Genomic DNA, 24,793 nt, shown 5'->3' on the forward strand with positions numbered 1-24,793 from the left:
GGGGATCGGGGTAGGCTGGGGCCTGTAGTCGCTACGGGGTCAAGCGGAGAAATCAGGGTCATGACGGCGATGAGCATCGGCGCCCTCGGCAAGGCCACCGGGGTCCACATCGAAACCATCCGTTATTACGAGCGGATCTGCTTGCTGCCCGCGCCGGATCGCACCCCGGCCGGCTACCGCCAGTACGGGCCGGCCCATCTGCGCCGGCTGGCCTTCATCCGCCGGGGGCGCGATCTCGGCTTCGACATCGAGGCGATCCGCGCCCTGCTGCGGCTGGCCGAGCAGCCTGATCTGCCCTGCGAGGAGGCCGACCGGCTGGCCCGCCAGCATCTCGACGCGGTCGAGCGCAAGATCGCCGAGCTGGGCCGGCTGCGTGACGCCCTGAGGGGGCTGACCGATTGTCATGCCGGGTCGGTGGCCGAATGTCGGATCATCGACGCGCTGGCGTCGTGAGGCTGCGCCTGGGCTGCCGCCCAGACCCGCCCGGAGGCGGCGCCTCCGGACCTCCCCTTTTTTCATGAAGAGAATCAAAGGGGGTTTGGGGCATCGCCCCAAATGGGCTTGGGCGATAGCCCAACAACGGAGCGGGCGAGGCCGCTTAAAACGCTTCCTCCCAGGGGTGGGACAGGCGCATCGCGCAATTGATCAGGCCGACCATCGAATAGGTCTGGGGGAAATTGCCCCACAATTCGCCGCTGCGCGGGTCGATGTCCTCGGACAGCAGGCCGAGCGGGGTGCGGTGGGCCAGCACCGTCTCGAACAGATCGCGCGCCTCCTGGCGCCGGCCCAGCGCCGCCAGCGCGTCGATGTACCAGAACACGCAGATCACGAAGGCGGTGCGCGGGCGGCCGAAATCGTCGGCGGCGACGTAGCGGAACAGGAAATCGCCGTTGCGCAGGGTCTTCGCCACCGCCTCGACGGTGGCGGCGAAGCGGGGATCGTCGGCGGCGAGGAAATCGACCTCGTGCAGCAGCAGCAGCGTCGCGTCCATCTCGCTGCCGTCGAAGGTCGAGACGAAGCTGCCGATCTCGGGGTTCCAGGCCCGCTCGCGGATGATGCCGTGCAGGCGGTCGGCGGCGCCGCGCCAGTGGGCGGCGCGGTCGTCGCGGCCGAGCCGGCGGGCGATCTTGGCGAGGCGGTCGCAGGCGGCCCAGCACATCACCGCCGGGAAGGTATGCACCGCCGCCGAGCCGCGCAGTTCCCACGGGCCGGCGTCGGGCTGGTCGAACAGCGCCACCGCCCGCGCCCCCAGCCGTTCAAGCTGCTCGAACAGCGCGCCATCGCCCGGCCGGGTCATCCGCCGGTCGAAGAAGGCATGGGTCGAGGCCAGCACCACCGCGCCATAGACATCGTTCTGGATCTGGAGATGGGCCTGGTTGCCGATCCGCACCGGCCCCATGCCGCGATAGCCGGCGAGGTGCGGCACCACGCTCTCGTCAAGCGCCGCCTCGCGGGTGATGCCGTAGACCGGGCGCAGCGACCCGTCGGCGGCGTCCTCGACCACGTCGCCGATGAAGCGCAGGTAATCCTCCATCATCCGGGTGCCGCCCAGCCGGTTGAGGGCGTGGATCACGAAATAGGCGTCGCGCAGCCAGCAGAAGCGGTAATCCCAGGTGCGCTCGGTGTCGGGCGCCTCGGGGATCGAGGTGGTCAGCGCGGCGACGATCGCCCCGGTCTCCTCGAACTGGCACAGCTTGAGGGTGATCGCGGCGCGGATCACCGCTTCCTGCCATTCGAACGGGATCGACAGCGAGCGGACCCAGTTGCGCCAATGGTCGTGGGTGCGCTCGAACAGGTCGCGCGCGGTCAGCTCGATCCCGGCCTCCAGGCTCTCGTCGTCGCCCAGCAGCAGATCGACCGGGCGGTCGAGCAGGAACGGGCGTTCCTCCAGCACGTAGGAAATCGGCGCGTTGGTGGTCAGCCGCAGCGTCTGGGCCGGCCCGACATAACGGATGTGGTTGCTGCCCCGGGTGATCTCGGGCGCCAGCCGGCCCTGGTCGAAGCGCGGCCGCAACTGGATCCGCAGCCGGGGCCGCCCGGCCAGCGGCCGCACCCGCCGCACGATGGTCGGCGGGCGGTAGATCCGCTCGAACAGGGCGAAGCGCGGGCAGAAATCGGTGATCTCGACCGCGCCGCCGTGGCTGTCGCGCAGCACCGTGCGCAGAATCGCGGTGTTGGGCAGGTAGCTCTGCTCGCTCTGGCTCTGGTCGATCAGGGTCAGGGCGAAGCGGCCGTCGGCCTGGGCGGGCGCGTCCGCGCCGCCGCCATCGAGCAAAGCGGGGAACACAGCGTCGCCGTCGAGGCGGGGAAAGCAGCCCCACACCAGCGCGGCGGCGGGGTCGATCAGGGCGGCGATGGTGCAGTTGCCGATCACGCCGAGGGCCAGGGTGCTCATGCGGATTCTCCTGCGACAGAGGGGGCGAGGGCGGCCAGCCAGTGGCGGACCTCGGCCGGGCTGGCCAGCCGGTGGCGGGCGGTGGTGGGTTCGGGGCCGACCTTGACGCTGATCCCGTCCCACCGGTTGACGGCGGCGAAGCCGTCCTCGTCGGTGCGGTCGTCGCCGACGAACACCGGGCGGCGGCCGGCATAGGGCGGCAACGTCAGGAAGCGTTCGATCGCCCGCCCCTTGTCGATGCCGTCGGGCAGCAGCTCGATCACCTGCTTGCCGGCCAGCAGGCGCAGCCGCGCGGGCGACAGCGCGGCGAGATGTTCGGCCAGCCGGCGCGCCTGCGGCTCGGCCGCCGGGTGGCGGGGGTAATGCAGCGCCAGGGCGCAGGGCTTCGGCTCCAGCCGCAGCCCGGGCGGCAGGGCGATGTCGCGGCCGAGCCGGGGCAGCAGCCCGGCCAGCCAGTCCGCCGGCAGGGTACACACCCGGGACGCGTGGCGCCATTCCGCGCCATGGCTGCCGGCGGCGTCGCGCCGGCCGGGGAACAGGTCGTCGATCCCGGCGAGGCTGCGGCCGCTGACCAGCGCCAGCGCCCCCGACAGATGCCGGCTCAGGCTGTCGAGGGTCGGCGCCAAGCCGGGCGGCACCACCACCGCCTCGGGCCGGGGGGCGAGGTCGAGCAGGGTGCCGTCGATGTCGAGGAACAGCGCCCAGTCGGCCTCGGCCGGGCCGGGCGGCGGGCCAACGGGCCGGGGCGGCGGTGGGGGCGGAGGGAGGGGCAGGCCGGTCATCGTCGAGGCGGTTCGCTCCGGGGGGCGCGCCGTTGCGACACGGCGGCGAAATTGCGTTCGATGGCGCGGCGCTTGCGCAGCCGGGCGGCGTCGAGCAGCATCCGCGCCGCCCAAAAATATATGGTGTTCTCCGCCACCATTTCCCGCATCAACCGCATGCGGTCGCGGCGCTGTTCGACCGGCATCGACAGGCCGCGGTGGATCGCCTCGGCCATCGCCACCACGTCGTAGGGATTGACGATCAGCGCCTCGCGCAGCTCGCGCGATGCTCCGGCGAAGGTGGACAGGATCAGCACCCCGTCGCCATCGTCGCGGGCGGCGACGAATTCCTTGGCGACCAGATTCATCCCGTCATGCAGGCTGGAGACCAGGCACAGGTCGGCGGCGCGGAACAGGGCCAGCACCTCTTCCGGCTCGTGATGGCGGGCGACCAGCAGGATCGGCTGCCACTCGGCGGTGCCGAAGCGGGCATTGACCCGTTCCGCCGCCGCCTCGGCCTCGGCCTGGGTGTCGCGATAGGCGGCGAGGCGGCCCCGGGTCGGCGCCGCGACCTGGAGCAGGGTCAGCCGGCCGATCCAGTCGGGATGGCTGTCGAGCAGGGTTTCGACCGCGCGGAAACGGTCGGCGATGCCCTTGGTGTAGTCGAACCGCTCGACCCCGACGGCGAGGCGGACCGAGGGCGCCAGCCCGTGGCGGGCGAAGGTCTGGGCGCGGCATTCCTCCACCGCCGCCACCCCGGCCAGGGCGGCGGGCGGCCATTCGATCGAGATCGGGTAGGGCCGCACCAGGGTGGTGTGGCCGCCGCTGCGCACCGCGCTGTGTTCGCGGTCGATCCGGCTTTCGAGGAAGCGGTCGGCCGAATCGAGGAAGTTGAGGCAGTGGAACTGGGTGTGGAAGCCGAGGATCGAGCTGCCCAGCAGCCCGTCGAGGATCTGCTTGCGCCAGGGGCAGATGCCGAACACCTCGGGATTGGGCCAGGGGATGTGCCAGAAGGTGATGATGGTCGCCTCGGGCAGGCGGTCGCGCACCATCCGCGGCAGCAGGGCGAAATGGTAATCCTGCACCAGCACCACCGGGTCGGGGGTGCGGGCCTCGGCGATCACCGCGTCGGCGAACTTGCGGTTGACCGCGACATACTGGTCCCAATCCTCGGCGCGGAACACCGGGCGGACGAACACGATGTGGCAGAGCGGCCACATCCCCTCGTTGGCGAAGCCGTAATAATAGCCGTTCTGCTCTTCCTCGCTCAGCCACACCCGGCGCAGGGTGTAGCAGGGGGCATCGGGCGGCACCGCGACATGGTCGTCGCGATCGACCGTGTCGGGGTCGGCCGAGCCGCTGCCATGGGCGATCCAGGTGCCGCCGCAGGCCCGCATCACCGGTTCGAGCGCGGTCACCAGCCCGCTGGCCGGCCGTTGCAGGACGATGCCGTCGCCGTCGCGGTTGTGGATGTAGGGCTCGCGGTTCGACACCACCAGCACCTCGGCCCCCGGCAGTTCGTCGCGCAAGAGGCCGCGCAGGCTGTCCGGTCCCCAGGCGATGCGGGTCGCCTCGCTGATCGCCCGGGGCGTTTCGAGATCGCGCAGCATCTGCCGCATCTCGCGGATCAGCGGTGCCACCTCGGGCGGGTGGTCGGTGCCGTCGAGCGTTCCCGCCGGCTCGATCACGCCGCGCCGCACCGCCCGCACCCAGCCGCGCAGGGTCAGCCGCGCCACCAGCACGGTGACCACCGCCGCCCCCAGCGCCAGCAGGGCGAGAAAGCCGGCCAGATAGGCCTCGGCGCTGGAACTGCGGCGTTCGATGAAGCGCAAATCGTGCAGGACCACCAGCCGGCCGAGGGTTTCGCCCTCGGCCGAGACCAGCGGGAACACCGCCGACAGCACCGAGCCGGAGGGCAGATGCTCGACCCCGAAGCTTGGCCCCGGCCGGTCCTCGCCCGGGCAGCGGTAATCGCGCGGCCAGGATTTCGACGCATCGGCCAGCCGTCCGTCGGGCAGGCACAGCGCCAGCGCCAGCACCCGCTCGTCGAGGGTGATCCGCTCGAACAACTGGACGATCTTGCGGTCGGCCTTGGCCTCGACCAGACCGACCACCGTTTCCTGGATCGAATGGAATACCAGACGCGAGCGCATCTCGACGTCGGCGCGGAACCAGCGTTCGATCAGGTCGCCGACGAACGGCGCCGCCGCCCAGGACAGCAGCCCCAGCAACAGCAGCAGCGGCAGCACGAAGCGCAACGCCATCCGCATGGTCGGATCCTCCGCCGGGGGAACTCAAATCGCTTCTTCGAATGCGTCTATCGAAAAAAACGATTGTGGCGGCATCATGGCCGACGATCCGGGCGGAATTCCGCGCCTAAGGTGCGAAAAATAAACTTCCATCGAAAATAAAGGTTTATAGTGGATTACAAGATCGCGGGGGAGCGACCTGGACGCTCCCGCACACCCCGTTCTCCCGCTGCATGCCGGCGTCGAAACCCGCCCTCGGGAGGTAAGACCCTGCCTTGCGCCCGGGAGGCCTAGGCAGGCGAGACGAGGTGGCCCGCGCCGTTCCGTCATGCAGCGGGAGAGCCTTTCTCCCTCAGGCCAGATCGAATTCGACCCACAGCCCCGGCTTGCCGCGCGCGGCGCGGATCGCGCCGGTTGGTCCCCGCGCGCCCGGCAGCGGTTCCGATCCGGCGGCGGCCGGGTCGTCGGCCCGCACGGTGCGGCCCTGGGTGCGGCGGCCGAGTTCGTCGAGGATCGGCTGGAACGGCATCTCCTTCCAGCCGACCTTGCCGGCGTCGGCCTGGCTGGTCGGGACGAAGGCGGCCAGATCGGGGCTGGTCATCAACGCCAGCCCCTTGGCGCGGGCGGTGGCGTTGTGGCTGCCGTGATGGCCGACCTTGTAGAACACGGTGCGGGCCAGCAGATCGGGACCGGTCACCCGGGCCGAGCCGACCGTCCAGGCCAGATCCTGCCAGCTCAGCCAACTGCCGATCTGGGCGTCGCCGGTGAACAGGAAGACCCGGCCGGTCGCCACCGCCTCGAACGCCAGCACCAGACTGGTGTTGTTGGTGCAATCGTCGAGTTGCAGCGCCAGCGACCCGCCCAGCGCCAGCCAGTCATGGTCGATCCGCCGCCAGGAGCGATCCTCGCCCTCGTAATGCTCGGCGAGGAAGGCGGCGACGCTGTTGTCCGGCCCCGGGGGCGGCAGCCGGTCGAGCGGCAGGCCGACGCCGTCGTCGAACGGCGCCCCGGCGTCGCCGCCAGGGACGCCGTCGCCGAGGTCGAAGCCGAGCCCGCCCTGGAGGGTGGCCAGCGCCGGATTGGTGCCGGCCAGCCCGTACATCTCGCTGGTCCGCTGGGTGATCCGCAGCATCTTCTCGTCGCGCGGCGGGCCGAGCACGTAGACCCGCCAGTCCGCCACCCCGTCGAGCGCCAGTGTCCCGCCCGACGGTTCGAGATAGCGCACCCCCCGGGTCGCCAGCGCGGCGGCGGCGTCGCGGGCGGCGCGGACCTTTTCGCCCGCCGCGCCGAACTGGAACCCCAGCACCGCATCGATCCCGGCGCGCACCCCGGCGAGGTGGGGGGCGAGCGCCGTCTCGGCATGCAGCCGCTGCCCCACCTCGGCCAGGGCGGCGCCGGCCTCGGTCCGGAAACGGTCGAGCCGGCGGGCCTGTTCGTCGCGGGGATTCTCGGTCCAGCCCATCCACACCTCGCCGACGGTCAGCTGGGCGAAGCGGTCGGCGGCGCTGAGGAAGGCGGACAGATGATCGATATGTTCATGGGTGACGACCAGGACATCGATGTGCCGCGTCACATCGGCGATGTCGGCCACCACCGCATCCATCAGCGCCGCGCCGCCACGGACCGAGCCGTGGATGCCGCAATCGATCAGCAGGTGAAAGGCGCCGCCGTCGGCCTTGGCGAAGGTCAGCAGGTGGCAGTCGCCCAGGCCCTGGCAGTAATGCCGCACGGTCAGGCCGGGAACGGTGGGCCGCCGGGGCGGCGGCGGCGGCGGTCTACCGAACATGGTCGAACTCCTCCTCGCGCGCATGCAGGATGGCGAACGGCTCGCCGGTGCCGGCGCCGAAATACAGCCTGCGCAGTGACCCGTCCGGCTCGCCCCGGGCGTAGCGCAGCCGGCGGTCGAGCCGGGTGGCGCTGTCGATGTTCTTGACGATGGCGTAGCGGATCTCGGCCATGCCGGGGCGGCTGTCGAGGATCAGGGTCGCCCCGCCACGGAACCAGACGAAGCCGTTGGCGATGTCGCGGCCATCGAGCGGGACCGGGTAGCGTTGGGTGATCTGGACCACGATGTCGGTGCGGAAGCCGCCGTTGGGGGCCACCCGCCGTGCCGGGCGCACCCCGCTGACGTCGAAGGTGGTGCCGCCCAGGGCAGCTCGGGCCGGGGCGGTTTGCCGCCCGGCGGCGTCGTAGCGGGCCACCCCGGGCCGCAGGCCGAAGGCCTGGCAGGCGGCGGGCGCGCCGGCGAAATGCGCCGCCAGCGCCAGCCTCAGGGCTAGGCGGTTGCTTTGGTTCCGCGCGAACAGGGTGGTGCGGTCGGTGTCGAGGTCCCAGTCGAGGGTGAGTTGGCCGAGCACGCCGGCCAGCCAGGCCGGGCGGGGGTCGTCGCTGCCGTTCCAGGCCAGCGAATCCTCGGCGATGGTGCGCAGGTCGAGCGGCAGGATGCCGCGCCGGCGGAACGCCTGGAGGAAGGCGGTGCGGTAGCCCCAGGAATCCTCGGGGACCAGATCGCGGTCGGCGGTGATCAGGGCGCGCAGGTAGTCGCCGAAGGTGACATCGACCGGCGGCAGGTAATCGAGGGCGCGGATGCAGATCCGCAGCACATGGCCGGCCGCCTTGGTGGTTTCCCCCGTCAGCCGTTCGACCAGATCGGCCGGCAGCGCCGCGCCGCCGCCGGCCTTGGCCAGCCGCAGCAGGTCGGCGCTCCGCCGTTCGACGATGGCGAGGAACGCCTCGTAGACCGCGAACACCAGGATCGAGCCGCGATCATGCGGCTCGAGCGTGTCCTGATAGGTAAGGGCGGCGCCGGCCGGGGTGGCGTAATCGCGCAGCGGACCGCGCCGGCCGCTGCCCTCGCCGAACTGGCGGGCCAGCCCGCCCAGCAGCGACAGGGCGGTCAGGTCGCCCCCGGCCCGGCCGATCTCGAACCGCACCAGATCGGTCAGGGTGAAATGCTGGAACAGGGCGACGATGTCGGCGAAGGCCTCGTGGAAGGCCGGCAGATCGGGGTTCGACGCCTCCTGAAAGCGGCGGTTGAGGCCGTCGAGCAGGGCGTGCGACATCTCGTGGGCGATGATGTCGCCCGACAGGCAGCTGAACACCATCGTGCCCGGGGGGGTGAGATCGCCCTGGCGCGAATCCGCCGGGAAATAGCCGAACAGCACCGCCTTGCGCTCCGGGCTGTAATAGGCGTTGCGGTCGCGGAAGGCGTGGGGATAAAGCCGCAGCCTTTCGACCGGCTCGGCGGTGGTGTCGAGTTGGCCGTTGGCCGGGTTGGTCCGCGTCACCTGCCGGGGCGCCCACAAGGCGCGGCGGCCCAGCGCCTGCTCGAAATGGCGGATGGTGGTCATCGCCACCGCGTAGACCATCTGCTGATGGAATTGCGGGTTGCCCTCGGACGGCGCCCAGCCGTCCTGGGCCAGCAGCAGCGGCTGGTTGAGATCGACCGGGGGATAGACCCGGTTCGAGGCCGGATCGACGTCGATCACCTCGAGATACTCGCCGACCGGCCCCGGCCGCAGCGGCGCGCCGGTCAGGGGGTGGTCATCCCACGGCACCCGCAGCACCGTCTGGTTGACCGCCAGCGCGTCGAGCGATTTGCCCAGGCTGGGATCGAGGGCATAGACCCGCAGTCGCCGATCCGGCACCGGCGGGGTCGGCGCCGGGCGCGCGGGTGGGGACGGCGCGGGGCCTCCGGCTGTCGGCGGGGCGGGGGGCGGGGGGCCTCCTCCGCCCGGGCCGGCGGGGACGGTGCGCCCCAGCCGTTCGCGCAGCCACGCCGCGAGAGGCCGCGACGGCTGGCCGAGATCGAACGCCGCCTCCAGATAGCGCCGCCGCGCCGCCGGGCTGATCTGTTCCGCCGGCAGGTCGGGATCGTCGATCGCCAGATCGAGTTCGGCCAGACGCTGGGCCATCTGGGTCAGTTCCAGCGCCAGCATCGCCGGCCGCGTCTGGCCGGTGGCGGCCAGACTGACCCCGCCGCCGAACAGCCCTTCCAGCCAGCCGAAGGTCGCCTTGGCCGGGGGCAGCCAGAGCGGTTTCACCTCCGCTTCCCCCAGCGCGGCGACCGCCAGGGCGTCGGCGGCGCGCAGCACCCCCTGGCCCAGGGTCCGCGCGGTTTCGGCCGGGTTCATCCGCGCCGTGGCCTTGGTCGCCGCGCTGAACAAGGCGTGGCGCACCGCCTCGACCCGCATCCACGGCTCGGGATAGGCGGAGACCTCCTTCCAATGCGCGGCCAGCCACAGCGCGGCGGCGGCGGCGATCTGCGGCGTCGCCGACGAGGTGCCGGCCCCGTCCATGTCCACCAGCCTGCCGCTGTCGATCCGGGCCCAGGGCAGGTTGGGGGTGTAGGCCCCGAGCGCGGTGGCCATCTTGCTGTCCGGGCCGAAATTGCCCTGCATCGTCAGGGGGGCGAGGTTGGCGTAGGCACTGCCCTGGGCCATCACCCCGCAGGCGGCCAGCACCCGGCGGAAGCGGGCCGGGAACACGATCGATTTCGGCGTCGGCACCCCGGCGAAATTGTTGCCGGCGGCGGTGACCAGCACCAGCCCGCGCTCGTAGGCGAGGTTGACCGCGTCGGCCAGGGCATGCGAGGCCAGCCCGCCCATGCTCATCGACAGGACATGGGCGCCCTGGGCGCAGGCATGGCCGAAACCCTGGACCATGGTGCCGGTGGTGAAGCGCACCACCCCGTCGGCGATGCGGATCGGCAGGATGCGGGCCAGCGGCGCCCCGCCGAGGTCCTCGGTCCAGCCCTTCCAGCCCGGGGTGGTGCCGTCGAGCGCCTTGCCGGCCAGCAGGGCCAGGGTGGCGGTGCCATGGCCGCGCGTGGTCAGCAGCCCGTGTTCGGGGGCATGGTCGGTGGCGTCGTTCGGGGGGAAGCCGTCACCGACGAAATTGCGGGCCAGATCCGTTTCCAGCCCGCGTGGCAGGGTGACGTGGTGGGGATCGTAGCCGGTGTCGAGATGGGCGATCAGAATTTGCTTCTGGCGATCGCCGACCTTTTCCCGTGCCTGCCGCAACTGGCTGTAGGCGTCGTCGAGATGCCAGCCGACGCTGTCGGCGTCCTTGCCGCCGATTTCGCGCCCGCCCTCGGCGGTCTGCGGCTTGAAGTTCGGCTGTTCGGCCGCCGCCAGGGCCGGCGGGGTCGCCGGCGGCGGTTCGCCCCAGTGCTGCGCCAGATCGGGCTCGATCGCCTCGAGTCCGGGCAGGCCGGCGAGGGCGAAGGATGAGCCGCCGTCGAGCGCGGCGTGGGCCTGATCCCAGGGATTGCCGCCGCCGCCGCCGGGATCGACCCGCAGCCAGGTCGCCGCCGTTGCCCCGGCGATGCCCGGGCCCGCCGCCGCCGGCCCCGGCAGGGTCAGCAGCGTTTCGACCTTCACCCCGGCCAACGCCTTGGTTTTGTTCAGCCCGGCGGTGAAGGCCTGCCCGGTCCCGGAAACCTTGACGAGAAGTGGCATCGGCCCCTCACCACGACAACCCTGGGGCTAATGTCCTTTATCTCTGGTTTCATTGCAATCGGATTCCACAGCCAAACGTATGGGGTATCAGCCGAGCAGGGCGGTCACCAGCCACAGATTGGCGCCGCTGATCAGCACGAACAGCGCGCCGCCGCCCAGCCGCAGCAGCGGGCCGTTGGCGAAGCGCCCCATCAAAGCGCGGTCGTTGCTGAAGCGCAGCAGCGGCCACAGCGCGAACGGCAGTTGCAGGCTGAGCACCACCTGGCTCGCCACCAGCAGTTTGGCGACCGCGCCGTCGCCGAGCAGGGCGATGCCGAGCAGCGCCGGCACCAGCGCCAGCGTCCGGGTGGCGAGGCGGCGCTGCCAGCACGGGATCTTGAGGTTGACGAAGCCCTCCATCAGGATCTGGCCGGCAATGGTGCCGGTGAAGGTCGAGTTCTGCCCCGCCGCCAGCAGCGCCACCGCGAACAGCACCGGGGCCAGCGCGCTGCCGACCACCGGGCCGAGCAATTGGTGGGCGTTCTCGATGTCGCTGACCTGCTGGTGGCCGCTGGCGTGGAACGCCGACGCCGCCAGGGTCAGGATCGCGGCGTTGAGCAGCAGCGCCAGCAGCAGCGACAGCACGGCGTCGAGGGTGGACAGCCGGATCGCCTCGCGCTGGCTGGCCTCGTCCGCGCCGATGCGGCGGGTCTGCACGATCGAGGAATGGAGGTAGAGATTGTGCGGCATCACCGTGGCGCCGAGGATGCCGATCGCCAGATACAGCGCCTCGGGATGGTCGATCACCGTCCGGCCGGGGGTCAGCGCCGCCGCCACCGCGCCCCAGTCCGGCCCGACCAGGGCCAGCTCGATGCCGAAGCAGGTGGCGATGGTCAGGATCAGCCCGAGCACGATCGCCTCCAGCTGGCGGAAACCGTGGCTTTTCAGCCCGAGCACGATCAGGGTGTCGAGCGCGGTCAGCGCCGCCCCGGCCAGCAGCGGCAGGTCAAACAGCAGATGCAGCGCCAGCGCCGCCCCCAGCACCTCGGCGAGGTCGCAGGCGATGATCGACAGTTCGGCCATCAGCCACAGGAAGATGTTGGTGCGGCGGCCGTAATGGTCGTGGCACAGCCGGGCCAGATCCTTGCCGGTGACCAGCCCGACCCGCAGGCTGAGGGTCTGGAGCAGGATCGCCGCCAGACTGGCCGACACCACCACCCACAGCAGGGCGAAGCCGAATTTCGAGCCGGCCTCGATGTCGGTCGCCCAGTTGCCGGGATCGACATAGCCGACCGAAACCAGCAGCCCCGGCCCGGCGAAGGCCAGCGCCCGCCGCCACAACGGCGCCCCGGCGGGGATGCGGACGCTGCCGGTGACTTCGGAGGGGCAGAACGGGGCGGTGGCGGTGGTGGGCAGCTTGAACATGGCACCTCGGCGGCGGAGCGGTTGGCCATGCTACCATTCCCTCCCGCCCGGCGGTAACGGCGGCGCGGCCGGGCGCGCGCGCCCTTACCGGCGGTTGGGGCGACGGTGGCTAAGACCAGGATTCGCCGCAGGAAATGATACAGTGATCATGTCTGCCCGGCGTCGCGGGGGCATGCCGTCGCGCTTGCCGCTGTGCTTGTCGCGGGTGTATGACTTCCGATTATGCCGATGATCTCCGATACCGACTCGCTGGCGGCGTTCTGCCAGCGTCTGAAAACAGCGTCCTTCGTCACCGTCGATACCGAATTCATGCGGGAAAAGACGTATTGGCCGATCCTTTGCCTGGTGCAGCTGGGTGGCCCGGACGAGGCGCACGCCGTCGATCCCCTCGCCCCGGGGATCGATCTTTCACCGTTGTTCGAGCTGATGGCCGACACCTCGGTGTTGAAGGTGTTCCACGCCGCCCGCCAGGACGTCGAAATCTTCCTGCACATCTCCGGCACGCTGCCGACCCCGCTGTTCGACACCCAGGTGGCGGCGATGGTGTGCGGCTTCGGCGACGCGGTCAGCTACGAGACGCTGGCGTCGCAACTGGCCAAGGCGCGGATCGACAAATCGATGCGCTTCACCGACTGGGCGGCGCGGCCGCTGTCGGACAAGCAGGTCCAGTACGCGCTGGCCGACGTCACCCATCTGCGCATCGCCTATGAGAAGCTGGCGCGCAAGCTCGAACGCAACGGCCGGCTCGACTGGCTGGCCGAGGAAATGGGGCTGCTGTCCGACCCCGCCACCTATCAGGTCGATCCCGAGCAGGCGTGGCGCCGGCTCAAGCCGCGCTCGACCTCGCCCCGCTTCCTCGCCGTGCTGAAGGAACTGGCGGCGTGGCGCGAACGCGAGGCGCAGGACCGCGATCTGCCGCGCCAGCGGGTGCTGCGCGACGAGGCGCTGACCGAGATCGCGGTGCATCGCCCGACCGATGTCGCCGAGCTGGGCCGGATGCGCGGCATCGGCAAGGGCCTGGGCGAGGGCCGGATGGGGCAGGCGATCCTTGAGGCGGTCCGGCGCGGGCTCGACATGCCCGAAAGCCAGTGCCCGGCGCCGCCCGACCGGGTCGATCTGCCCAAGGGCCTCGGCCCGGTGGTCGATCTGCTGAAGGTGCTGCTGAAGATGAAGTGCGACGAGCACGGCGTCGCCAGCCGGCTGGTCGCCAATGCCGCCGACCTCGACGCGATCGCCGCCGACGACGCGGCCGACGTCCCCGCCCTGCGCGGCTGGCGGCGGGAATTGTTCGGCGAGGACGCGCTGCGGCTGAAGAACGGCCAGATCGGCCTCGGCTTCTGCAAGGACGATCGCCGCCTCCAGGTGATCCCCACTCATCCCGTCGAGCCCGAACCGGCGGCCTGACGCGGGGCGGTGCCAGTCAGGCGGGCTGCCGCCCGCCGGCCCGCTTGGGGAGCAAAGCTCCCCAAACCCCTCCTTTTTTTGAAAAGAGGCTGGAGACGGCCGGGCTTGACCCGGTCCTCTCCGGCCGTCGCTGCTCCCATGTTGGGGCGGCAGCCCCGCTACTTCGCCTTGCGCACCGGGCCGCAGGCGGCGGGCAGGGGCCTGGCCTGACGGTGGGCGTGTTCCTTGGGGACCGGCACCGGGCGGGCCAGCCAGGACGCGAGTTCCTCGCCGCAGCCATCGCCGGGCGGGGGCGGGGCCTGGGGTTCGCAGCGGGGCGAATCCGCCGGGCAGGCGAGGCGGACATGGAAATGTTCGGTATGGCCCCACCATGGCCGCACCTTGGCCAGCCAGCCGCGCCGGTCGGGCGGCAGGGCGTCGCACAGCGCCCGTTTGATCGCCGGGTGGACGAACATCCGGTCCACCCCGGGGCGGGTGGCGGCCAGTTCGATCAGCTTGGCCTGACCGGGGCTCCAGGAATCGGGATCGACCGCGTTGCCCTGCACCATCGAGCGGGGGTCCGGCTCGGCCAGTTCCTGGCGCGACAGCGGGCGCGGCGTCAGGCGGAACCAGATATCGACATCGAGTCCGTTCTGGTGGCTGGCATGGCCGAACGGCAGCGGGCCGCCGCGCGGCTGGGCCATGTCGCCGATCAGCAGCAGCGGCAGGCCGGCGCGATGGGCGGCGGTGGCGAGGTCGTGGATGAAGGCGACGGTGGCGGGGTGGCCCCAGGCGCGGTTGCGGGCGGGGCGAAGGATCTGGTAGCCCGGGCCCTCGGCCGGCAGCGGCGCCGCCCCGGCCAGACAGCCGGCGGCGGCCGAGCCGATCGCCTCGGCCGGGCCGGGGGCGGGGTGGCGCTGGGCCGACCAGACATTGCCGTCGGCGGCGGCGGGCGCGGCGGCGGCCAGCAGCGCCACGGTCAGGGCGGCGCGGCGGATCATCATCCCAGCATGGTCTCGACGAAACGGGCCTGGATCTCGGCGATTTCGGCCGGGCAGGCGGCGAGGGCGGCGACGCATTCGGGGTCGAGCTTGCCGGCCGCCGCCTCGGCGGCAAGGACGGCCAGCGCCCGTTCGTTGCTCCACGCCGCCTTGTAGGGCCGGCGCGAGGTCAGGGCGTCGAAGATGTCGGCCACCGCGACGATGCGGGCCTCGAGCGGGATCTCGTCCCCCTTCAGTCCGCGCGGATAGCCGCTGCCGTCGAGCTTCTCGTGATGGCAGGCGACGATGTTGCGCAGCATGCGCAGATGCAGCCCGGAAACGAAGGCATGCTCGCCGACCGCCAGATCGACGATCTCGATCCCCCGGCCGACATGCAGCTTCATCTGGGCGAATTCGTCGGGGGTGAGCGGGCCGGGCTTCAGCAGGATGTGGTCGGGCACCGCGATCTTGCCGACATCGTGGACCGGGGCGAAATGGAACAGATATTCGACGAATTCGTCGCTGAGATCGTGATGCCGGGCGAGCTGGAGCGCGATCAGGCGGGAATAGCGCGCCATCCGGGCGAGGTGGGCCCCGGTCTCGCCGTCGCGCACCGCCGCGATCTGCAACAGCACCCGCACCATGCTGCGCATCGCCCGCAGCGCGTCGAGTTCGCGCAGCACCATCTGGCCGATCAGCCCGGCATAGGGCCGAAGCCGGTCGAGCGCCGCCGGGGTGAAGAAATCGCGGCAGGTGGCGTTGAGGAACAAAAAGCCGTGCAGGCCGTCCCGGCCCAGCAGCGGCACGGTGTGGCTGGCGCGATAGCCCGACGCCACCAGCCGGGCGACGTAATCATGGCCGGCCTGGGCCACCGATTCGAGGTCGTTGACGGTGCGGCTCTGCCCGCTTTCGGCCAGGTCGCGCAGGCTGGGCAGCGAGGCCAGCGGGGCGGCGGCATGGTCGAGCGGGTTGGGCCGGTCGCTGGCGTGGATGAAGGTCTTCAGCAGATCGGTGCGCGGGTCGTACAGCGCGACCGAGATCCGGTCGAGCCCGGACAGGTCGTGATCGGCCCGGATCTCGGCCCGCAGCGCGGCAACCTGCGCCGCGAGGCCGTGCTGGGTCATATCGTCTTCTGCCACGCCGGGCGCCACGCCGTTCATCTGTCGATCGCCGCAAAAGGGGAGGACCGCACCCGCCGTGGCGGTGCCGACCCTGCGGACTTTACCCGATCCCACCCGCGAGAGAATAGCCGAATTCCCTCTCCTGCCGCGATCGGCGCGCCCGATCACCCAGGAGGGGAAGAGGGGGCGAGGCCCCCTCAACCCGTGGGCGGAGCGGGGCCGGTTCAGGCCCCGAGCCGGCGCGCCATCTCGCGCAGGACGTATTTCTGCACCTTGCCGGTCGAGGTTTTCGGCAGGGGGGTGAACACCACGGTGCGCGGGCATTTGTAATGGGCCAGCCGGGTGCGGGCGAAGGCCATGATCTCCTCGGCGGTGGCGTTGGCGCCGTCCTTGAGGCCGATGAAGGCGCAGGGGGTCTCGCCCCATTTCTCGTCGGGGCGAGCGACCACCGCCGCCTCGGCCACCGCCGGATGCTGGTACAGCACCCCCTCGACCTCGATGGTCGAGATGTTCTCGCCGCCCGAGATGATGATGTCCTTCGAGCGGTCGCGCAGTTCGAGATAGCCGTCGGGATGCCACACCCCGAGATCGCCGGTATGGAACCAGCCGCCGGCAAAGGCCTCGGCGGTGGCGGCGGGGTTCTTGAGGTAGCCCTTCATCACCACGTTGCCACGGAAGAACACCTCGCCCAGGGTGGCGCCGTCCTTCGGCACCGGTTCGAGGCTGAGCGGGTCGGCCACCATCACCGCCTCCTCGGTCAGGTAGCGCACCCCCTGGCGCGCCTTCAGCCGGGCCCGCTCCTCGATCGGCAGCGCGTCCCATTCCTCGTGCCAGGCGCAGACGGTGACCGGGCCATAGACCTCGGTCAGGCCGTAGACGTGGGTGATGCGGAAGCCCTGGCGCTCCAGCCGCTCGATCACCGCCGCCGGCGGCGGCGCGGCGGCGGTGAGGAAATTGACCGGGTGGGGCAGGGGGCGGCGGTCGGCCTCGGGGGTGTTGATCAGCAGCCCCATCACGATCGGCGCGCCGCACATGTGGGTGACGCCGTGTTCGGCGATCGCCGCGAACATCGCCCGTCCCTCGACCCGGCGCAGGCAGACATGGGTGCCGGCCAGCGCGGTGATGGTCCAGGGGAAGCACCAGCCGTTGCAATGGAACATCGGCAGGGTCCACAGATAGACCGGATGGCCGGCGATGCCGCAGGTCACCGCGTTGCCGATCGCGTTGAGATAGGCGCCGCGATGGTGATAGACCACCCCCTTGGGGTTGCCGGTGGTGCCCGAGGTGTAGTTGAGGGCGATCGCCTCCCACTCGTCCTCGGGCCAGCGCCAGACGTAATCGGGGTCGCCGAGGGCGAGGAAATCCTCGTATTCCATCGTCCCGATCGGGCCGCCGCCCTGCGCCTCGCCGTCGTCGATGTCGATCACCAGCGGCCGCCGGGCCAGCCCGGCCAGCGCCTTGGCGATCACCGGCGAAAATTCGCGGTCGCACAGCAGCACCTTGGCCTCGCCATGCTCCAGCATGAAGGCGATCGCCTCGGCGTCGAGCCGGATGTTGAGGGCGCACAGCACCGCGCCGACCATCGGCACGCCGAAGGTGGCCTCGAACGCCGCCGGAATGTTGGGGGCCATCACCGCCACCGTGTCGCCCGGCCCGACCCCGTGGCGGGCCAGCGCCGAGGCCAGCCGGCGGCAGCGCCGGTAGCTTTCCGCCCAGGTGATGCGGCGGTCGCCGTGGATCACCCCGACCCGGTCGGGATGGACCGAGGCGGCGCGCTCAAGAAAACCCAGAGGGGAAAGAGGAACGTAATTGGCGGGATTTTTGGCGAGATCGGCGTCATAAGGATTGCGGCTTGACATTCCGGACATCCCCCGTTCGATCATTGGGCGGCTGTCATCGCCCCCCCCTTGTGCCTTAGCTTGCAGGCGGTCCCCAGGTTTTTCAATCTTTGTTTCTGTAACAATTCATCGCGTGCTAATATGATTGGGTGTCGTTCCCCATCTATGTCGTCTGTGGATTATCATTAAATGGGTGCGATCTGATGCGAGAACGGCAATGCTGTTCATCCTTTTTGACCCTAAAATATGGAGGGTTTTGTATGCTAAGGGATATTAATTTCGGCGACGTTGATGCAAAAAACGAAATTTTAAAACAAAATCGTTCGGGAGAGAGGGTTTTTTTTGAAACCTTTTTGATACCAGAAAGGATATCTGTAGATGATATTACTTCTGGTAGAAAATATATAATTCTTGGATTGAAGGGTACTGGGAAAACAGCTCTGCTTAGGTATATAAATGATATGTGCATAGGAAGGGGTTGTATTTCTGAAATTATTCTTTTTAAGTCTCACATATCCGAAGAAGATAGGATTAATCTATCCAAGAGTTCAGGCTTTGAAGTCGTGCACACCGGAGATTCTCCAGTTTTCATCCAAGATTTTAAAGAAGCATGGAAGTGGATGATTTATCAGCGTATATCGGCGCTTCTAAAAAAAGATGGGAATAAATCGATTGAATCAAAAAAACTTTATAAAATAACAGGAGTGGAAGAAGGATCTGTTTCTTCATCGATCGGATCTCTTCTGTCAAGGATTAAGTCGAGCCATATTAAAGTTACGGCTGAGGCAGCTGGAATAGTTGGTGAGCTTGGTGTTGATATTGCCGGATCTGGCGACGGACGCAATGTACTAATTTCTGATGTGAACAGAACTTGTGGAGAGTTGCTAAATAAAATTGATTTGCCAAAAAATATATATTTATTTTTTGATGAGCTTGAGCTGTTTCACCAGACATCGGAACAATTTGACAGAGATAGAAGGATAATAAGAGACCTTGTTTATGCGACATCATTTATAAATGCAGAATCTTCTGAGAGTGGAAGAAAAATCTTCATTGTTTCATCGCTTAGAACTGAGGTTCTTCACTCCATTCTTGAGCTTGGGCATGAAATAGGCCGCGATGTTGATGATTATGGTGTTAGAATTGATTGGTCAGATGGAACTGATTCATCCAATCACCCCCTCCTTAGGCTTATAGCAAAAAAAATATCAGCGTCTTCCGGCGTTTCAGAGGTTGATGTCTGGAAAACATTTTTTCCAGATAAAATAAGCGGACAGCCGTACTATAAATATATCCTCAATTCATCCTATTATAGACCAAGAGATATCGTGAGGCTGCTTCGAGTTGCTCGTGAATTTAGGAGTGAAGATTTAAGCTTTACAAGCGATCATTTTGAAAAAACCTCGATTGAATATTCAAAACAAACTTGGCTTGAAGTGACTGAAGAGCTTTTAGCAATATATAGCTCAATTGAAATATCTGCATTGCAGCGATTTTTTTTGGGTTTCAACACTCACTTTTACAAAGAAGATCTATTAGAGAGAATTAGGATTAGATATAGTCAGGATCCTGCTATTCAGGAGCTGTTTAGCTCTCACCCGTTATCAAAGATTTTGTCTGATCTTTATCGAATTGGGGTTGTCGGGAATGATTTTTGCGTGAAAAAAAATAAGAGTGGAAAGCCTCTTCAGTTTAGAAATCGGTGGATTTTTAGAGGAAATACAGAAATCAATGATTCTGAAAGAATGGCTGTGCATAAGTCGCTTTGGAAGCACTTATCATTAGTTCATGGTGGCGGCTGATTTTATGTCTTTCACTTTCTATATTTAAAAATGTTTGATAGGTTGACTGTGTCAGAGGAGGTGTTTCTGAAGCGGAGGTGCGTCATTTAAAGATGCGCTTGGGCGCGGTTTGACGACGAGGCTTGACAGCGGCGCCCCGGGCCGGATGCTGTCTGCCGAGATGCAGATCGCCCTGGTCATCAACCGTTCCGCCGGCGGGTTCCGCCGCCATCGCCTCGCCGCCACCGTCGCGGCGATCCGCGCCGCGTTCGAGGCGGCCGGGCACCGGGTCGATCTGTGGGTGGTCGGCCGGCGCGAGCTGCCTTCCTGCCTCGCCGCCCAGGCCGGGCGCGCCGATCTCGACGCGGTGGTGGTCGGCGGCGGCGACGGCACCATCCTTGCGGCGGTCGATCACGGCCTCGGCCGCGACCGGCCGCTCGGCATCCTGCCGCTCGGCACCCTCAACCTGTTCGCCCGCGACATCGGTCTGCCGCTCGACCCGGTGGCGGCGGCGGCGGCGGTGGCCACCGCCCGGCCGGCGGAGATCGATCTGGCCGAACTCAACGGCCGGCCGTTCGCGATCTGGGCCGCGCTCGGGCTCCATCCCTGGGTGGTGCGGCGGCGCGACCATCTCCAGCGCCGGGGCTGGCGCAAGGCCCCGGCGATGGCGCTGGCGCTGCTGCGCGGGCTGCTGCGCTGGGCGCCGATGACCCTGACCCTGCGGCTCGACGCCGCCGCGCCGCGCACCGTCGCCACCCCGCTGCTGGTGGTCAGCAACAATGCCTGGCGCGAGGAGACCCCGCCCTTGTCGCGCGACAGTCTCGCCGGTGGCCGGCTTGAGGTGCTGGTGGCCGATTGCCCCGGCCGGCTGGCGCTGCTGGCCCTGGCGGTCGAGACCCTGTGCGGGCGCTGGCGGACCAGCCCGCGTCTGCGCCGCTTTCCCGCCCGCGAGCTGCGGATCGATCCGCCGGCGCGGCGGGCGCTGGTGTCGCTCGACGGCGAGGTGGCGGTGCTGGCGGCGCCGTTGCGGCTGCGGGTCCGCCCCCGCGCGCTCAGGGTGCTGATGCCGGCCGGGCGCAATCCGGCCGGGGGCGGGCGGGGATGAGTCTGATCGCCCATCTGTCCGATCTGCATTTCGGCCGGGCCGATCCGGCGCTGGCCGCCGCGCTGCTGGCCGATCTCGCCCAGCAGGCGCCCGATCTGGTGGCGATCTCGGGCGACCTGACCCAGCGCGCCCGCTCGCGCCAGTTCGCCGAGGCCCGCGCCTTCCTCGACCGCATCGCCGCGCCGCTGGTGGTGGTGCCGGGCAATCACGACATCGCGCCGCTCTACCGCCCGTTCGACCGGCTGCTGCGGCCGCGCGCCAAGTTCCGCCGCCTGCTGCCGCACCGCGATTTCCCCTCGGCCTGGCGGGGGGCGGATCTGGTCGCGGTCGGGCTCGACAGCACCCGGCCGCTGCGCTGGAAATCGGGGGCGCTGACCGACGCCCATCTCGACCGGCTGGAAACCCTGCTGGCCGGGGCGCCGGCCGAGGCGGCGCGGCTGGTGGTGCTGCATCATCCCCCCGCCGATGCCGGCGGCGGCCATCCGTTCGAGGTGCTGCTCGGCCACGGCATCGATCTGGTGCTGACCGGCCACGCCCACCGCGCCCGGGTCGAGCTGGTCGGGGCCGGGGCGGCGGGGGCGCTGGTGCTGGTCCAGGCCGGCACCGCCTGCTCGACCCGGCAGCGGGGCGAGCCCAACGGCTATTGCCTGATCCGGCTCGAATCCCGCCAGATCGAGGTGACGGTGCGGGAATGGAGCGGCGAACGCTTCCGCTCGCACCGGCCGCAGCGTTTCCGCAAGCAGGGCGACATCTGGGGGAGGGGCGGATGATCGATCCCGAGCGCGAGATGGCCCGCGCCGTCGCCCTGGCCCAGGCCGGCAAGGTCAAGCCGGCGCTGGCGGCGCTGGAAAAGGTGGTGGCGGCGCTGCCCCAGGCGATCCCGCCCCGCTACAACCTCGCCTTGATGCTGCTGACCGCCGGCCAGCCGGCTCCGGCGCTGCGCCATCTCGACCGCATCCTCGCCGCCGCGCCCGGCCATCCCGCCGCCAGCTTCAGCAAGGCGCGCGGGCTGATGCTGCTCGACCGCGCCGAGGAGGCGGTGGCGCTGCTCCAACCGCTGGCCGGGCGCGGCGACCCCGAGGCGCTGCTGGCGCTCGGCAACGCCCTGCGCGGGCTCGACCGCGCCGCCGAGGCGGCCGAGGCCTACCGCGCCCTGATCCGGGTGGCGCCGGCCCATCCCGGCGGCCCGGTCAATCTCGGCCAGTTGCTGCTGGGCGGCGACGCCGAGGCGGCGGCCGAGGTGCTGACCGCCGGGATCGCCCGCCATCCCCGCCGCGCCGACCTGCACGCCTTGCTCGGGCAGGCGTTGTTGCGGCTGGGGCGTCAGGCCGAGGCGGTCGAGCGGCTGCGCGCCGCCCTGGCGCTTGATCCCGGGCTGGTCCAGGCCCGGGGCCACCTGCTGCGCGCCTGCCGCGAAAGCGCCGACTGGGACGGCGAGGCGGCGGTGCTGGCCGAGCTGCGGCGCGATCTCGCCCAGGCCCGCCCCGGCGTGCTGGTGCTGCCGGTGCAGGAGGCGCTGTTCTTCCCGTTCTCGGGGGCGGAGATGCGGCGGATCGCCGCCGCCGAGGCCGCCTTCCGCGTCCCCGCCTTGCCGCGTCCGCTGACCGACCGCTCCCGCCCGGCCCCGCCGCCGGGGGCGCCGCTGACGGTGGCCTATCTGTCGCCCGACATCCGCGAGCACGCGACGATGCATCTGGCCGGCGACCTGTTCCGCGCCCATGACCGCGCCCGGGTGCGGGTGGTGGTGGCCTCGGTCGGGCCGGACGACGGTTCGGGTTGGCGCGAGCGGATCGCCGCCGACAGCGACGCCTTCCTCGACCTGCGCGGCATCGGCGACCGCGCCGCCGCCGAGCGGCTGGTGGCGGCCGGGATCGATCTGCTGGTCGATCTGTCGGTGTTCACCCGCCATGCCCGCCCCGGCATCGCCGCCCATCGTCCGGCGCCGCTGCAACTGGCCTGGCTCGGCCTCGCCGCCAGCCCGGCGGCACCGTGGATCGATTACACCATCGTCGATCCGGTGCTGGTGCCGCCCGGCCAGCGCGACCATTTCGCCGAGGCGCTGATCCGCCTGCCGCACGGCTACCAGATCAATCAGGCCTGGGCTCCGCCCGTGCCGCCGCCGCCGCGCGCCGCCCTCGGCCTGCCCGACGACGCCCTGGTGCTGGGGTCGTTCAATGGTCACCGCAAGCTCGACCGCGCCAGCTTCGCGCTGTGGCTGGAGATCCTTGCCGCGCTGCCCGGGGCGGTGCTGTGGCAACTGGCCCCGCCGGCCCCGGCCCGCGCGCGGCTGGAAACGGTGGCCGAGGCCGCCGGCATCGCCCGCGACCGCCTGATCTGGGCGCCGCGCCTGCCCCGCGCCGAGCATCTCGCCCGCCTGCCCGCCGCCGATCTGTTCCTCGACGCCCTGGTCTGCGGCGCCCACACCACCGCCGCCGACGCCCTGCGCACCGGGGTGCCGCTGGTCACCTGCGCCGGCCCCCGCCTCGCCAGCCGGGTTGCCGCCTCGCTGCTGAGTGCCGTCGGCCTGCCCGAGCTGGTCGCCGATGGGCCGGACGGGCTGCGCGATCTTGCCATCGCTCTCGGCCGCGATCCCGCCCGCCGTGCCGAACTGCGGGCGCGGCTGCTGGCGCTGCTGCCCGGGGCGGTGCCGTTCGATCCGGCCCGCTTCGCCCGCGATCTCGAACGCGCCTATGCCGAGATCTGGCAGCGCCACCGCGCCGGCAAGGCGCCGGCCGATCTGGATTTATGAGGTAAAAGGCGGGCTCTGCCCGCACCCGCCAGGAGCCAGCGGCTCCTGGACCTGCTTCGGTTTGTCGTGTGCGGCCGGCGCCAGAGCCCAAGCTGAAGGCTGATCGGGCTCCCGACCATTGAGGCTGGTCCAGGAGCCGCTGGCTCCTGGCGGGTGCGGGCGGAGCCCGCGTCTGGCGAAGCACAGGCATGCCGCCCTTGCTTGCGGGCGGGGAGGCGGGTAATTTCGTCGGCCGCATTTCCCCTGATCATCCGAGGCTGTTCCATGTCGTTCATCGCTGACCGGCTGTCCGCCATCAAGCCGTCTCCGACCATCGCGGTCACCCAGAAGGCCGCCGAGTTGAAGGCCGCCGGCCGTGACGTGATCGGCCTGGGCGCGGGCGAACCCGATTTCGACACCCCCGCCCACATCAAGGCCGCCGCCGCCCGCGCGATGGAAGCCGGCAAGACCAAGTACACCCCGCCGGCCGGCACCCTCGAGCTGCGTCAGGCGATCGTCGCCAAGTTCAAGCGCGAGAACGGGCTCGATTACACCCCGGATCAGATCACCGTCGGCGTCGGTGGCAAGGGCGTGATCTTCAACGCCTTCATGGCCACCCTCAATCCCGGCGACGAGGTGATCGTCCCCGCGCCGTACTGGGTCAGCTATCCCGACATCGCCCTGATGTTCGGCGGCGTGCCGGTGTTCGTCGCCTGTACCGCCGAGCATGGCTTCAAGCTCCAGCCGGAAGACCTCGAGCGGGCGATCACCCCCAAGACCAAGTGGCTGGTGCTGAACTCGCCGTCCAATCCGACCGGCGCCGCCTACACCCGCGCCGAGCTGAAGGCGCTGGCCGACGTGCTGCTGCGTCATCCCCACGTCTGGGTGATGTCGGACGACATGTACGAGCACCTCGTCTATGACGGGTTCGAATTCACCACCATCGCCCAGGTCGAGCCCGGCCTGTTCGACCGCACCCTGACCATGAACGGGGTGTCGAAGGCCTATGCGATGACCGGCTGGCGCGTCGGCTATGCCGGCGGGCCGCAGCCGTTGATCAAGGCGATCAACACCATCCAGTCGCAGTCGGTCAGCCACACCTCGTCGATCAGCCAGGCCGCCGCGGTCGAGGCGCTCAACGGCACCCAGGACTTCATCCCGAAGAACGCCGAGATCTTCAAGGCCCGGCGCGATCTGGTGGTCGGGCTGCTCAACCGCTGCCCCGGCCTGACCTGCCGCACCCCCGAGGGCGCCTTCTACGTCTATCCCTGCTGCGAGGGCGTGATCGGCAAGAAGACCCCGGCCGGCAAGCTGATCGCCAGCGACGGCGATTTCGTCGCCGCTTTGCTCGAAGCCGAGGGCGTCGCGGTGGTCCAGGGCGCGGCGTTCGGTCTCGAACCCTATTTCCGCATCTCTTACGCCACCTCGACCGAGGCGCTGACCAAGGCGTGCGAGCGGATCGAACGTTTCTGTGCCAGCCTGAAGTAAAACGACCGTCGCGAGGCGTGTTTTTGTGAGAGCGGGGCCTGTCCCCGCTCTCTTTTTGCGTGTTGATACCCCAGACCTCGCCCCAGATCTTTTGGATATTT

At 69.2% G+C, this 24,793-nt stretch carries 16 protein-coding genes; 7 read left to right on the plus strand and 9 right to left on the minus strand.

Features of this window, described 5'->3' with window-relative positions:
* Nucleotides 1-60 precede the first annotated feature (60 nt).
* Entirely contained in the window at nt 61-453 is a 393-nt protein-coding gene (locus ACFSNB_RS05945) for a MerR family transcriptional regulator (protein ID WP_377315116.1), read from the plus strand.
* Between the two features lie 145 nt (nt 454-598).
* On the opposite strand, the gene ACFSNB_RS05950 is transcribed toward ACFSNB_RS05945, so the two are convergent.
* From ACFSNB_RS05950 to ACFSNB_RS05975, 6 genes are all read right to left on the minus strand, one after another.
* Nucleotides 599-2,395 (minus strand): glycoside hydrolase family 15 protein, encoded by a 1,797-nt coding sequence (locus ACFSNB_RS05950; protein WP_377315117.1) that lies wholly within the window; start codon nt 2,393-2,395, stop codon nt 599-601.
* A complete protein-coding gene (gene otsB / locus ACFSNB_RS05955; RefSeq protein WP_377315118.1) occupies nt 2,392-3,177 on the minus strand; it encodes a trehalose-phosphatase in 786 nt (261 codons plus the stop codon). The genes ACFSNB_RS05950 and otsB overlap by 4 nt, the downstream gene beginning before the upstream one ends.
* Entirely contained in the window at nt 3,174-5,426 is a 2,253-nt protein-coding gene (locus ACFSNB_RS05960) for a trehalose-6-phosphate synthase (protein ID WP_377315119.1), read from the minus strand. The genes otsB and ACFSNB_RS05960 overlap by 4 nt, the downstream gene beginning before the upstream one ends.
* Nucleotides 5,427-5,757: 331 nt before the next feature.
* Nucleotides 5,758-7,191 carry a ComEC/Rec2 family competence protein gene (locus ACFSNB_RS05965; protein ID WP_377315120.1) on the minus strand — a complete coding sequence of 478 codons (1,434 nt, stop codon included), beginning with the start codon at nt 7,189-7,191 and terminating at the stop codon, nt 5,758-5,760.
* Entirely contained in the window at nt 7,181-10,864 is a 3,684-nt protein-coding gene (locus tag ACFSNB_RS05970) for a S8 family serine peptidase (protein ID WP_377315121.1), read from the minus strand. Before ACFSNB_RS05970 ends, ACFSNB_RS05965 begins: the two co-directional genes overlap by 11 nt.
* An 87-nt stretch (nt 10,865-10,951) precedes the next feature.
* Entirely contained in the window at nt 10,952-12,268 is a 1,317-nt protein-coding gene (locus ACFSNB_RS05975; RefSeq protein ID WP_377315122.1) for an Nramp family divalent metal transporter, read from the minus strand.
* Nucleotides 12,269-12,490: 222 nt separating this feature from the next.
* On the opposite strand from ACFSNB_RS05975, the gene rnd reads away from it, so the two are divergent.
* A complete protein-coding gene (gene rnd, locus ACFSNB_RS05980) occupies nt 12,491-13,672 on the plus strand; it encodes a ribonuclease D (RefSeq protein WP_377315123.1) in 1,182 nt (393 codons plus the stop codon).
* Between the two features lie 158 nt (nt 13,673-13,830).
* Here rnd and mepA read toward each other — a convergent pair whose 3' ends face one another.
* The 3 genes from mepA to ACFSNB_RS05995 form a co-directional block, all read right to left on the minus strand.
* A complete protein-coding gene (gene mepA, locus ACFSNB_RS05985; RefSeq protein ID WP_377315124.1) occupies nt 13,831-14,655 on the minus strand; it encodes a penicillin-insensitive murein endopeptidase in 825 nt (274 codons plus the stop codon).
* Nucleotides 14,652-15,770 carry an HD-GYP domain-containing protein gene (locus tag ACFSNB_RS05990; protein ID WP_377315125.1) on the minus strand — a complete coding sequence of 373 codons (1,119 nt, stop codon included), beginning with the start codon at nt 15,768-15,770 and terminating at the stop codon, nt 14,652-14,654. The genes mepA and ACFSNB_RS05990 overlap by 4 nt, the downstream gene beginning before the upstream one ends.
* Nucleotides 15,771-15,976: 206 nt before the next feature.
* Nucleotides 15,977-17,611 carry an acyl-CoA synthetase gene (locus tag ACFSNB_RS05995; protein WP_377315126.1) on the minus strand — a complete coding sequence of 545 codons (1,635 nt, stop codon included), beginning with the start codon at nt 17,609-17,611 and terminating at the stop codon, nt 15,977-15,979.
* A 239-nt stretch (nt 17,612-17,850) separates the two neighbouring features.
* Here ACFSNB_RS05995 and ACFSNB_RS06000 point away from each other — a divergent pair, with 239 nt between their 5' ends.
* The 5 genes from ACFSNB_RS06000 (at nt 17,851) to ACFSNB_RS06020 (ending at nt 24,692) form a co-directional block, all read left to right on the plus strand.
* Complete coding sequence (locus tag ACFSNB_RS06000; protein ID WP_377315127.1) at nt 17,851-19,392, plus strand: P-loop ATPase, Sll1717 family; 1,542 nt, start codon at nt 17,851-17,853, stop codon at nt 19,390-19,392.
* A 145-nt stretch (nt 19,393-19,537) separates the two neighbouring features.
* Complete coding sequence (gene mamU / locus ACFSNB_RS06005; RefSeq protein ID WP_377315128.1) at nt 19,538-20,476, plus strand: lipid kinase MamU; 939 nt, start codon at nt 19,538-19,540, stop codon at nt 20,474-20,476.
* The gene (locus ACFSNB_RS06010; RefSeq protein ID WP_377315129.1) at nt 20,473-21,246 is read left to right on the plus strand and encodes a metallophosphoesterase family protein; all 774 of its coding nucleotides are present in this window, start codon (nt 20,473-20,475) and stop codon (nt 21,244-21,246) included. Before mamU ends, ACFSNB_RS06010 begins: the two co-directional genes overlap by 4 nt.
* A complete protein-coding gene (locus ACFSNB_RS06015; RefSeq protein ID WP_377315130.1) occupies nt 21,243-23,225 on the plus strand; it encodes an O-linked N-acetylglucosamine transferase, SPINDLY family protein in 1,983 nt (660 codons plus the stop codon). The genes ACFSNB_RS06010 and ACFSNB_RS06015 overlap by 4 nt, the downstream gene beginning before the upstream one ends.
* A 264-nt stretch (nt 23,226-23,489) precedes the next feature.
* On the plus strand, nt 23,490-24,692 hold the full coding sequence (locus ACFSNB_RS06020; protein ID WP_377315131.1) for a pyridoxal phosphate-dependent aminotransferase: 1,203 nt from the start codon (nt 23,490-23,492) through the stop codon (nt 24,690-24,692).
* The last annotated feature ends 101 nt before the right edge of the window (nt 24,693-24,793 follow it).

Origin of the sequence: Phaeospirillum tilakii (assembly GCF_042683125.1) — a bacterium.
Classification (GTDB): Bacteria; Pseudomonadota; Alphaproteobacteria; order Rhodospirillales; family Magnetospirillaceae; genus Phaeospirillum; species Phaeospirillum tilakii.

Bases quoted from the DNA above. Each gene is read 5' to 3' on its own strand.
- ACFSNB_RS05945 (WP_377315116.1), top strand. From the start codon at position 61: ATGACGGCGATGAGCATCGGCGCCCTCGGCAAGGCCACCGGGGTCCAC.
- ACFSNB_RS05950 (WP_377315117.1), bottom strand. From the start codon at position 2,395: ATGAGCACCCTGGCCCTCGGCGTGATCGGCAACTGCACCATCGCCGCC.
- otsB (WP_377315118.1), bottom strand. From the start codon at position 3,177: ATGACCGGCCTGCCCCTCCCTCCGCCCCCACCGCCGCCCCGGCCCGTT.
- ACFSNB_RS05960 (WP_377315119.1), bottom strand. From the start codon at position 5,426: ATGCGGATGGCGTTGCGCTTCGTGCTGCCGCTGCTGCTGTTGCTGGGG.
- ACFSNB_RS05965 (WP_377315120.1), bottom strand. From the start codon at position 7,191: ATGTTCGGTAGACCGCCGCCGCCGCCGCCCCGGCGGCCCACCGTTCCC.
- ACFSNB_RS05970 (WP_377315121.1), bottom strand. From the start codon at position 10,864: ATGCCACTTCTCGTCAAGGTTTCCGGGACCGGGCAGGCCTTCACCGCC.
- ACFSNB_RS05975 (WP_377315122.1), bottom strand. From the start codon at position 12,268: ATGTTCAAGCTGCCCACCACCGCCACCGCCCCGTTCTGCCCCTCCGAA.
- rnd (WP_377315123.1), top strand. From the start codon at position 12,491: ATGCCGATGATCTCCGATACCGACTCGCTGGCGGCGTTCTGCCAGCGT.
- mepA (WP_377315124.1), bottom strand. From the start codon at position 14,655: ATGATGATCCGCCGCGCCGCCCTGACCGTGGCGCTGCTGGCCGCCGCC.
- ACFSNB_RS05995 (WP_377315126.1), bottom strand. From the start codon at position 17,611: ATGTCAAGCCGCAATCCTTATGACGCCGATCTCGCCAAAAATCCCGCC.
- ACFSNB_RS06000 (WP_377315127.1), top strand. From the start codon at position 17,851: ATGCTAAGGGATATTAATTTCGGCGACGTTGATGCAAAAAACGAAATT.
- mamU (WP_377315128.1), top strand. From the start codon at position 19,538: ATGCTGTCTGCCGAGATGCAGATCGCCCTGGTCATCAACCGTTCCGCC.
- ACFSNB_RS06010 (WP_377315129.1), top strand. From the start codon at position 20,473: ATGAGTCTGATCGCCCATCTGTCCGATCTGCATTTCGGCCGGGCCGAT.
- ACFSNB_RS06015 (WP_377315130.1), top strand. From the start codon at position 21,243: ATGATCGATCCCGAGCGCGAGATGGCCCGCGCCGTCGCCCTGGCCCAG.
- ACFSNB_RS06020 (WP_377315131.1), top strand. From the start codon at position 23,490: ATGTCGTTCATCGCTGACCGGCTGTCCGCCATCAAGCCGTCTCCGACC.